The sequence below is a fragment of the Tenacibaculum sp. 190130A14a genome, assembly GCF_964048965.1.
Classification (GTDB): Bacteria; Bacteroidota; Bacteroidia; order Flavobacteriales; family Flavobacteriaceae; genus Polaribacter; species Polaribacter polynesiense.
Genome location: NZ_OZ040189.1, coordinates 2,602,565 through 2,613,535, shown reverse-complemented (window position 1 = coordinate 2,613,535; position 10,971 = coordinate 2,602,565). Strand labels below are relative to the sequence as shown.

Below are 10,971 nucleotides of genomic sequence, written 5' to 3'. Positions count from 1 at the left end.
TGATCATTAATATTTATTAAAAAAATGTCACAACAAAAACATACTAAAAACGACGGACACAATCACGAAAATCACGGTGGATTTTTAGGTAAAAATACAGAGCTTTATTTTGCCATTGGAAGTGGAGTTTTCTTTTTCGCTGGATTAATTATAGAAAAATTAACCAACTTACCAGCCAACTATGCACTGATAAGTTTTATTATTTCCTTTTTTCTTGGTGGATTTTTTACAACTAAAGAAGCCATCGAAAAAATAGGCAAAGGACAATTTGAAATAGACTTTTTAATGCTAGTAGCCGCAGCTGGTGCCGCCTATCTTGGAAAATGGGAAGAAGGTGCAATGCTACTATTTTTATTTAGTATTGGGCACGCTCTTGAGGAGTATGCAATGGGGCGCGCTAAAAAATCTATTCAAGCATTAGGTGAATTATCGCCAAAAAAAGCATTGGTAAAGCGTAATAATACAATTGTTGAAGTAGCTATAGAAGAGCTACAACTTAATGATATAATTGTAGTAAAACCTAATACCAAAATAGCAGCAGATGGTGTCATTGTAAAAGGAAATTCAAGTATTAATCAAGCATCTATTACTGGAGAAAGTATGCCAGTCGATAAAAAAGCAATTTCGAATATTGATAGTATTCCAAGTTTTGAAAATATTAATATTGAGAATAAAGTATTTACAGGCACAATTAATGGTGATAATGCTTTGGAAATACAGGTATTGCGTTTGAGTAAAGATAGTACGATTGCACGCTTGGTGAAAATGGTAAGTGAAGCCGAAGATCAAAAATCACCAACACAACTATTAACCAAGAAGTTTGAAAAATGGTTTGTGCCTGCGGTTATTGTTTTGGTAGTTGCGCTATGTTTTGCATATTTGGTAATAGATGAAACACCAAAAGAAAGCCTTTACAGAGCTATTGCTGTTTTAGTAGCTGCAAGCCCTTGTGCTTTGGCAATTTCTACACCAAGTGCAGTATTAAGTGGTGTGGCGAGAGCTGCACAAAAAGGAGTATTGATTAAAGGCGGACGTGCATTAGAAGATCTAGGTAGTTTAACTACAATTGCTTTCGATAAAACAGGAACATTAACTGAAGGGAAGCCAAAACTAACTAATGCTATTGCATTAAAAGGTTTTGATCAAGACGAATTCTTAAAATTAGTTTTAGAAGTTGAAAGTTTAAGTAATCATCCATTAGCGAAAGCTATTTCTAAAGACATTAAAGAACAGTACAGTTTAACTATTGCGAATAAAGCGACTAATATTAAAGCTATTCAGGGAAAAGGAATTTCTGCCAACTATGATAATGGTGAAGTATTTATTGGTAATGAAAAACTAATGATAGATAAAAATATTGTTGTTTCTTCGGATGTTAAAATGCAAATGAGCGATTTATTAAAAAATGGACATACTGCAATGTTGGTAGCGTTTAATAATAAACTTATCGGGTTACTAAGTGTAATGGATGTACCAAGAGAGCATGCGAAAAGTACACTTCAAAAATTAAAAGAAATCGGGATTAAAAAGATGATAATGCTAACTGGCGATCATCAAAATGTAGGTGAAAGTATTGCCAAACAAATAGGTTTAACGGAAGCCAAAGGAAATTTATTACCAGAGGATAAAGTAACTGCAATTAAAAATTTAAAACAGCGCGATAGTAAGATAGCTATGGTTGGTGATGGTGTAAATGATGCACCAGCAATGGCTAATAGTACAGTTGGTATTGCTATGGGTGCAGCGGGTAGTGATGTAGCATTAGAAACAGCAGATGTTGCCTTAATGTCTGATAAAATTGAAAACTTACCATTTGTAATTGGATTAAGTAGGCAGTCAAAATCAATTATTAAGCAAAATTTATGGATGAGTTTAGGTATTGTAGCCATCTTAATCCCTTTAACTATTTCTGGTATTGCCAAAATTGGACCCGCAATGCTAATGCATGAAGGTTCAACTTTATTAGTTGTATTTAATGCCTTAAGATTGTTACGTTTTAAAACATAAATTGAAACAAAATTGAAATGAAGTAATTAAGTTTTGTTTTAAAGTGTATAGAGAGGCTAATTATAGCCTCTTTTTTTATTTGTATAATATATTTATATCCAATATTCCTGCAATTTAAACTCGTAAAATACTCCCATCAAAAGACTACGGCATAAAGCTATCGCTTATTCCTCTACTTGTTTATTCCGTTTCCTTTTGAGCTGAGATTTTACTTTCGTTTGGTGCTTGCTCAAATATTGTTTAATCTAAATTTTAAAATAATGGAAACAAAAGCAAAGCAAAACGGAGTAAGAACTACAAGAAAGACGACTGCGAAAGTCAAAAAAGAAGTTCAAGACAAGTTGACCAAAGAAGCTGTTGGAGAAACAGTTGTGCCAGAAAAGAAAGCGATTACTGAAAAACCTGTAGTCAATTTAGATGATCGAATCCAAAAATTTGAGAAGTTAAGAGGATTAGCAACTCAACGTGAACGATTGACACAGACATTAAACGAGCTCACCAAATTTAATTACAATCAAGATGGTTCATGTGCTTTTCATTTAAGAGACTCTCACAATTTGGAGTTCAAAACAACCAACTCAAATCTTATAAAATTGGTTACTTCTCATTTACAAACAACCTTGGAACAACGTAAATCTGAAATTGAAGAACAGATTGTGCAATTTGAACTGTAAAATATGTCTAACCTTTTAAAAGTAAAGCCTACTCGCAAGAGTGGGCTTTGTTTTTTAATTAAAATACTATAACCATGAGTCATTCTAAATTACAACTTGATTTTGGTTTCGATTGTAAACCAATTTCAAACCCAAAAGTGAATATAAAGCCGAATAAGAAATTGGTTTCAGATTCGGTTTTCGATATGATGGATTGCCTTACCAGTCCAATCATTGTTTTTAAATCGGCATGGAAAGATACCGTACCAAAAGACATACTGAATAATATCTCAATGGCACGCATGATGTCCTTAATGTTAAAAGAAGACATGGCTTCGATAACTGAGGTTGTAGCTTATATGATGCCAAGGACATTAGAAGCACCTATGTCATCTGAATGGACAAGAATTTATACTTGGTGCGGACTTCAATATGCCAAATCATTTAAAAAGAAGTCGATGGTTGAAGCAATGAATGATATTGCACCGAGTGAGCTTTCTCAATATGAAGAATCACTTTTAACAAATTTGAGAATATGGATTTATAACAAGAGACGTGAAGCATTGAAAGTATCTTTAAAGAATAATAAAAAAGCAACTCCTAAAGAGAAAAAGGTTAAGCAAAAGGGACTGTTTCATCTTAAAGATTAGATTTTTTAATCGGAAAGTCAATCGTATAATTTTTCTTTACAGAATTATTGAGAAAGCCTTCTCTAACTTTCCTCAATAATTCTTAAAAACCATACGCTTTCCTCACACATTTTAAGGGGTTTCTAATAGATGAAGCCTTTGCTTGTTTTTCGGGACAGCGAAAAACAGGAATGCTATAAGCATTTCTAATTTAAACACAGTTGCTTATCTCGCTTAACTTTCTGTACGCTCTAACACAACTGCATTTAAAAGAATTGCTAATACCCTATGGAACTTGTCAAGACCATGCAAGTTTTAGAAAAAAATAAGGTATCTACTTCCTTGAAATTCCAAGGAATTTACTACGTCGCAAACACACCTGATTTTATCTTCTAAAAGTCTTGACAAAACCCACTTCAACTATTGTGCTACGCACGAGAGAAATCAAACAAACACCCCTTAAAATTTAATTCAGTTTAAAATCTAAAGGGAAATATTAATCTTAAATTTTTATATCATGAGTACATTAAAAAACAAAGTACAGTTAATCGGAAACGTTGGGCAAGAACCAACCATCACAACTCTTGAAAGTGGTAAAAAAGTAGTTCGTTTATCATTAGCAACCAATGAGAATTACAAAAACAGTAATGGTGAAAAGCAGACAGATACTAACTGGCACAATATTGTTGCTTGGGGTAAGACTGCGGACATCATAGAAAAGTATGTAAATAAAGGCAAAGAGATTGCTGTTGAGGGAAAATTAACCTCACGTTCTTACGAGGACAAAGAGGGTGTAAAACGCTATGTTACCGAAGTAGTGGTTTCTGAAATCTTACTAATGGGTAACAATAATTAATTAAAAAGTAAAGAGGGTGCAACTTTCGACAGAGACACCCTCTTTTTTCATTATCAAACTAAATAGAATAACAATGAAGAATAAAGTTAACGAAATCATTGTGAGTTACAAAGAAAAACAAGCAATTTCTAAGGCTCCAACTATAACAAGTTCATTGGTAGCAGGAAAGTTACTATATGAAAATTGGGATAAAGACACGATTAGTTTAAAAGAAACTTTTAAGGTGTTACTTTTAAATAACTCAAATAAAGTAAAAGGAATTTATGAACTTTCCCAAGGTGGTATTACAGGCACATTGGTAGATCTACGTGTACTATATGCCGTTATATTAAAATCACTTTCTGTGGCTGTTATTTTAGCTCACAATCATCCAAGCGGTAAATTAATTCCAAGTGAAGCAGATAAGCATCTTACTCGTAAGATAGTTAAAGCAGGAAATTACTTCGATGTTAAGGTTTTGGACCATTTAATAGTTGTTCCCAATGGAGCATATTATAGCTTTGCTGATAGCGGTTTGTTATAATTTAAACCTTTGAATTATGGTGTATCTGAATTTTACAAACCTCGATGCCGAAACTCAAAATAAATTAATTGCTACATCCAAACAAGATGTAGAAAATGCTTTCGGTGAACAATTGAAACAATACGCTCAAAAACATCATATAGACTACGAAATACTATTAGATGAAGAAGCGATGCGAAATTTATACAATTATAATTATATTTTCAACCTATAATCACCTAAAAAACAATAAAAAGGCTCACATTAAATGTCGAGTCTTTTTTGATTTTATAAGGTTTCAATTTGTATATTTATAACACTATAATCCTGCATCAAAATACAGTTGTCAATTTCGTTTTCTGAAATCTAAAGACAACCATTTTTTCCAATATCTAAATAGTAAAAGCAACTAGCCATTGGGTTAGCTTGTTCGGATTTTTGTCACGCGAGCGTGACGAAAAGGAGAAGCAAGAGGGTAACACGCTCACGCGATGTTACATAGTCTATTTGCTTTACAATCCCTTTAAAATTAGGGGTTTTGATGAATATTAAAAATTGATACTGAAGTTGTTTTTCACGGAAAAACGCTTCAAACCCAATAAAATCAAGGAATTTTTAACGAAAAAATGGATAAAGGGTACGAAAATGAACAGTTTAAGAACTTAAGTATAAAAGCTTCAGTGGTGAAAAAGTTTAGAAGATTTTGTAAGCGGTTTTGTAAATCACAATCGATGACTTTACTTGCCATGCTTGACTTTTTTGAAATCAATGAGGTGTCACCAAATGAACGATTAGGCGAAACGGTTTCCAGTTTAAAGCATCAAATGCAAAAGCGTTTCAATGCTGTTATTGCCATTATCCGAGACATTGAAAAGAGCCAAACTAAACCCACCACAGCAATGTTACAGCAACTATTTGAACAAGCTTCAACAGATGTAGAAGAAGAGGAATTTGATTTTGGCTCAACAGAACTTATTTCAGAAAATGAAGAGCTTACGTATTACAGAGATAACTATTTCAGAATAAAAGAGCAATTCAATATAACTCATAATGATTTGGAGAAAGTAATGAGCAAAGTGAAGTATGCAAAAGGAAGCTTTGGAAATAGCTATTTAAGACTAGAAATAACGAAAGAAGAATATGAAACAATAAAACAGAAATTAGAAGATGTACGTAACGATAACAGCACAGAAAATAGGTGAGAATTTTGCACAAGGTTCTGCAGATTTTGTAAACTATCTCGAAAAGGAAAACGAAGGAAAACCTATAGAAGAACAGGAACATTTCTTTAACCAATATGGAGAGGGAGTTTCTGCGAAAGAAGTCATTCGCGAGATTGATGGTAACAAAGCAAAACTTAAAAAGCATGAACCAAAATTCTATTCCATCACGGTAAATCCAAGTCCAAGAGAGTTGAAGCATTTACAAAGCAATTCTGAAGATTTAAAAGCCTATACAAGAGAGTTGATGAAAGAATATGCAAAGAATTTTAATAGAGAAATAAACGGACGAGCTGTGAATGTAGATGATATAAAGTACTATGCTAAAATTGAACACGAACGCACCTATAAAGGAACTGATAAAGTCATTATCGAAAATCAATCGTTTGCAACGAAAATCCTTGAACTAAAAAATGAGATTAGAAAAATTGAAGAAGGAAAATTAAGAGGTAATATAAAATCTCTACAAAAAAAAATAGTCAAACTCGAAAAGGAAGCACCACATCAGCAAAACGGAAAACGTATTGTTAGAGGCATGCAAAAGGAAGGTTCACAAGCTCATGTTCATATTATCGTGAGCCGAAAGGATATGAGTAATACATACAGTCTTTCTCCTGGAAGTAAGTATATAGCTTCTGAGACTAAAATGCATGGCAAAAATGTAAAACGAGGTTTTAACAGAAATGAATTTTTCAAGAAAGCCGAAGAGGTCTTTGACAAACAATTTAATTACAAGCGGAATTATGTAGAAACGTATAAGGCACGAAAGCAGTTCATAAAAAATCCTGATAAATATTTTGCCAGTATTATGGGATTGTCAACCCATCAAAAAGCTGTGGCGTTTAAGTTGTTGGGTAATGCAGGTGTAAAAGTTCCGTTGATGAACATTCCAACCAATAAAGCACAATTAGCATATAAATTTTTCAAAAAGCTAAAGCAAACCATTGATAGAGGTATTCAATCAAGTTCTATTGGTATATGAGTTGGACACTAGCACATATCATTTTATATATTGTAATTCCAGTTTTGATACTAGGAATGATTGCCTATGTGTATCTGTTTTCAGAAGGAAAATCAAAGATTGATAAAAAGTATCAGGTTCACTTTAAATTAAAACAAGGAAGATTTAAGATTGACAATATCAGACGTGGTGTTTCCATTATTGGTTCGGCTGGAAGTGGCAAAACAGAAAGTGTCGTTTATAATTTATTACAGCATTTCGCCAAATATAATTTTTGCGGAATTATTCATGATTACAAGGATTTTGAACTTACGGAAATTGCCTATCCACTTTTTAAAGGTAATGATATTGACTTCTATACGATTTCATTTGATAAAATTCATTACAAGGTGAATCCAATAGCTCCAAGATACCTGCCAAATGAAGAAAGTGTAAATGAGGTTTCCAAGGTGTTGATAGAAAATTTGTTGGAGCAAAATATATCGGATATCAATGGTAGTTCCAAGTTTTTCGCTGACGCAGTAGAAGGGCTGTTAAGCGGTTTAATATGGAAGTTAAAAACGGTATATCCTGAACTTTGTACTTTGCCACATTTAATTGCATTGTTTCAATCTATGAGTACTAAGAAATTGGTCACCTTTTTAAGCTCGGATTTTACGTCAAAAGCTTTGGCGAGTGCTTTTATCAATGGAATAGAATCTGAAAAGCAAACGGCAGGGGTAAAAAGTACTTTAGCTAATGCCTTTAAAAAAATAAGTTCAAAAAAAATATTTATGGCTCTTTCCGCTGATGAGGTACCACTTGATATTAATAATTCTGGAAATAAGGCGGTAATTTCAATAGTGAACAACCCTCAATATGAATCTGCATATTCTCCAATCATTGCAACGATAATGCATACAGTTGTTAAGCAAATGAGTATTCGAAATAGAGAAACTTCATTTGTATTAATGGAAGAAGCATCTACCATAAAACTCTTAAACATGCATCGCATTCCTGCAACACTTCGCAGTTATGACATTGCCACTATTTATGTAATGCAAGACAAAATTCAAAACGATATGCTTTATGGTGATAAAGCGAGTAAAGCTATTCTGAGTAATTTATCGTATCAGTTCTTTGGGAAAGTAAATGATCCAGATACAGCAAAATACTATGAACGGTTTTTTGAAATTGTAAAAAATCCAACGAGGAGCATTAGTAAAGGTACAGGTCTTTCGTGGGAAGCTAGAATAACAAAAGGAGAAAAAGAAGTTCCGAAGCGAAGAGCTGAAATTTTTTTTCGATTAAGACAGGGGGAGTTTATAGCATTTGCAGATGGGAAGGACAAACAAGTTCGATTTCAGCTGCCAAATATTAGAAAGGAGACGCCAACCTTAAGTACTAAGTTTGATAGAGATATTGATATCAATTATAGCAAAATTTACCGTGACATACATACTCGTTTTGGCACTTGATATGCAAAAATATAATTCGTAAATTTAGTAGACTGGAGTAAATACAATAACTCTACGGATTTTTCAGTTAAATGTCTTTAGTCATATTCCCAAAAAGATTGCCACATGAAAGTATCAATTATTACCACAGGAGGAACAATTGAAGGTTTGGATTATTCAAATGAATTATCTCAACCTCTAACAGTTGGGGTGTCAATTAAGGATTTGCTTTCAAGAATAGAATCAGATACTTCTTATGAGGTTATACCCTTGTTTTCAAAAGATAGCCGATTCATTTCTGAAGAAGACCTGAAGACCTTAGTTAGAAGAATCAAAACCATTGAGAATAATAAGATTCTTATTACGCATGGCACCTATACCATGGTTGAAACAGCAAGGTATTTGGGAAGGTTAAATCTTAACAAAACAATCATTCTTACTGGAGCTTTTATTCTTGGGACTGAAGAGAATACTGATGCCGACTCTAATCTAAAATTTGCAATTTCACAATTTAAGGAACAGAAAACAGGTGTATTTATCGCTATGCATCAAAGTGTTTTTAATTGGGAAAATGTGCGAAAGAATATTGAAAAGAATAAGTTTGAAACCCTTTTAAGTATGTAAATAGTAATGTTTGGAACTTCAATACATTGGACAACTTTTTTCTATTTGCTAATAGATATATTTATTGTTGTTTTTTGTTTGTTTCAATCTGCGCGCTTTAAAAACACTAACTTAAGAACCTACATTACTTTAGGTTTACTTTTTGTAGCGTATAACGCAACGGGAGGATTTTTGCCAATGGAAGGTTTTCCAGGACCGCTAATCATTCAATATATTATTACATATAGTGTCGCCATTATTCTCATTATCTATATTATTTATTATCTATATGAGGAATATGATATTTTGATACTCAAGATTTACTTGTCTGTAACCAATATTTCAGTCATACTTTTTCTAGCCTTTGTTTGCTTGTTTCTCTTGCCTTATTTTTTAACTGATTCGATAAATATTGCAAGAATTATATTCACCATGCCAACAATTTTATTGGCCTTTTATTTTTCATGGGCTTTCTATGATAAAATAATGAAGATTCCAAAATCAAATAAGTTTGCTTTGAGAAGAAGTAGACTATCTCTTTTGAGTGCTTTTTGTATTTCTTTGTTACCACTTATGACAGTCATAGGAGATTATCAATGGCTTACCTTTTCAGTGATGAACTTGTCTTTTTATGCTATTACAGCAATCGAAGTTGATCGTTACTTGTACTTTTTAGAAAACAAGAATAAAATGTTTGAAGTATTCAAGTTTTATGGAGAGAACAAACAAAATCTTTTGGAATCCAAACTTATTTATCAAAAACTAACCAGAAGAGAAATGGAAATTGCAGTATCAATTTTAAGTAGAAAAACCTATAAACAAATTGGTGATGATTTCTTTATTGCAGAAAGAACAGTGTCTAAGCACGCCTCGAACATTTTTAAAAAAACCGGAGTAAAGAATAGAAGCGCATTTTTAAAAAGGTTTAAAATAAAACATTAATTTAACAAAAAACGTACGAAAATACGTCTTAATCCGTACGTATATACGCCTTTTTTATTACGAGGTATCTCCATAATATGGGTATTTTTAAGATATAAACCCTAAGCATTGTATTTTGAAATTTAATAGTAACAATATGAATGGTTTCCTTATGAATATTGGGAAAGGACTTTCGTGATAAACCTTGCTTCTTTCTTTTAGAAGCACCTCTATTTGCAGTTTGGAAACTGGATAATAATGGAGGCGTATGGAATTTAAGCTGCTCGCACAAGATCTTCTTAAAGATTTGGAAAAAGTCCAAAAATCTACGCCTGCGATTCTCAAACAATCTCATATAAGTATTTTATTGTGTAGAAAATTATTGACCAAATACCGTCGAGAAATAATTACAAATGGATTTGAATCTAAAAAAGATGAAATAGTATTCTTTAAGGAAATAAAACAAGTTCCTTTGTCTAGATTGATATATTATAAAGAGGTTTTTAGAATTGAGAAGAACTTTCCTAAAAGCTCCAGGAGAAAAAAGAAAAAGTTCATAGAAGAACAACTATTGCGGTACCAAAATTTCTTTTCCAAAAATTTTGATTTTGGGCAATATATAGAATCTCAGCTCATTCATTTTGATGAATATTACTTCACAAGAAAGTTTAACGATGAATTTCCAGTGATTAGTTCTAGCTTCATCATTGAGGATGTAGATTTTAACACTCCAAAGGATGTTAACTTAGCGCAGTTAAGAGCCTATACGCTGATGGTAAAGTATCTTAATAAGAAACTTGTTAGTTTAAGAAATGGCAAGCGAATTTCAAGTATGAAACATAATTCAAGTTTAGTATGGACAGGGAGCTATGCCGCATTCGTTGAACTTACTTATGGCTTAAAGACCATTGGAGCGTTAAACAATGGAGCAACCGATATTAAAAAGGTCATCGAGGAGCTTGGTGCTTTTCTTGGTGTTTCCAAAGGGAATCATTCACGTACTTATAATGAGATTAAATCTCGAAAGAGTTCTAGAGTTAAATTTTTCGATGAAATTAGTGAAAGCCTATTGCAAAAAATGGATGATGAAGATGGTTTGGATCTATAAATGTTTTCCGAACTCGGGTTGGACTCTGAAGCTTTAATTTTAATAATAGATGCGATTTAAATACTCTTAAGTTTA

At 32.6% G+C, this 10,971-nt stretch carries 12 protein-coding genes; all 12 read left to right on the top strand.

The genetic code is table 11. The features are described 5' to 3' along the window. Nucleotides 1–24: 24 nt before the first annotated feature. Nucleotides 25–2,007 (top strand): heavy metal translocating P-type ATPase, encoded by a 1,983-nt coding sequence (locus tag ABNT22_RS12310; RefSeq protein ID WP_348718392.1) that lies wholly within the window; start codon nt 25–27, stop codon nt 2,005–2,007. 260 nt (nt 2,008–2,267) lie between these two features. Next, entirely contained in the window at nt 2,268–2,681 is a 414-nt protein-coding gene (locus tag ABNT22_RS12305) for a hypothetical protein (protein ID WP_348718394.1), read from the top strand. 74 nt (nt 2,682–2,755) lie between these two features. Then, nucleotides 2,756–3,310: a hypothetical protein gene (locus ABNT22_RS12300; RefSeq protein ID WP_348718396.1), complete on the top strand. Its 555-nt coding sequence runs from the start codon at nt 2,756–2,758 to the stop codon at nt 3,308–3,310. Between the two features lie 496 nt (nt 3,311–3,806). Next, complete coding sequence (locus ABNT22_RS12295; RefSeq protein ID WP_348718397.1) at nt 3,807–4,145, top strand: single-stranded DNA-binding protein; 339 nt, start codon at nt 3,807–3,809, stop codon at nt 4,143–4,145. 73 nt (nt 4,146–4,218) lie between these two features. Then, entirely contained in the window at nt 4,219–4,668 is a 450-nt protein-coding gene (locus tag ABNT22_RS12290) for a JAB domain-containing protein (RefSeq protein WP_348718398.1), read from the top strand. Between the two features lie 16 nt (nt 4,669–4,684). Next, complete coding sequence (locus ABNT22_RS12285; RefSeq protein WP_348718399.1) at nt 4,685–4,882, top strand: hypothetical protein; 198 nt, start codon at nt 4,685–4,687, stop codon at nt 4,880–4,882. A 391-nt stretch (nt 4,883–5,273) separates the two neighbouring features. Continuing rightward, nucleotides 5,274–5,849 (top strand): BfmA/BtgA family mobilization protein, encoded by a 576-nt coding sequence (locus tag ABNT22_RS12280; protein ID WP_348718400.1) that lies wholly within the window; start codon nt 5,274–5,276, stop codon nt 5,847–5,849. Beyond that, nucleotides 5,815–6,849 (top strand): MobB family relaxase, encoded by a 1,035-nt coding sequence (gene mobB, locus ABNT22_RS12275; RefSeq protein ID WP_348718401.1) that lies wholly within the window; start codon nt 5,815–5,817, stop codon nt 6,847–6,849. Before ABNT22_RS12280 ends, mobB begins: the two co-directional genes overlap by 35 nt. Next, nucleotides 6,846–8,285 (top strand): type IV secretory system conjugative DNA transfer family protein, encoded by a 1,440-nt coding sequence (locus ABNT22_RS12270; protein ID WP_348718403.1) that lies wholly within the window; start codon nt 6,846–6,848, stop codon nt 8,283–8,285. The genes mobB and ABNT22_RS12270 overlap by 4 nt, the downstream gene beginning before the upstream one ends. A 105-nt stretch (nt 8,286–8,390) precedes the next feature. Then, nucleotides 8,391–8,888, top strand: a complete 498-nt coding sequence (locus ABNT22_RS12265) for an asparaginase domain-containing protein (protein WP_348718404.1) — start codon at nt 8,391–8,393, stop codon at nt 8,886–8,888. Between the two features lie 411 nt (nt 8,889–9,299). Then, complete coding sequence (locus tag ABNT22_RS12260; RefSeq protein ID WP_348727102.1) at nt 9,300–9,809, top strand: LuxR C-terminal-related transcriptional regulator; 510 nt, start codon at nt 9,300–9,302, stop codon at nt 9,807–9,809. Nucleotides 9,810–10,056: 247 nt separating this feature from the next. Further along, entirely contained in the window at nt 10,057–10,896 is an 840-nt protein-coding gene (locus ABNT22_RS12255) for an RteC domain-containing protein (RefSeq protein WP_348718406.1), read from the top strand. Nucleotides 10,897–10,971 lie beyond the last annotated feature (75 nt).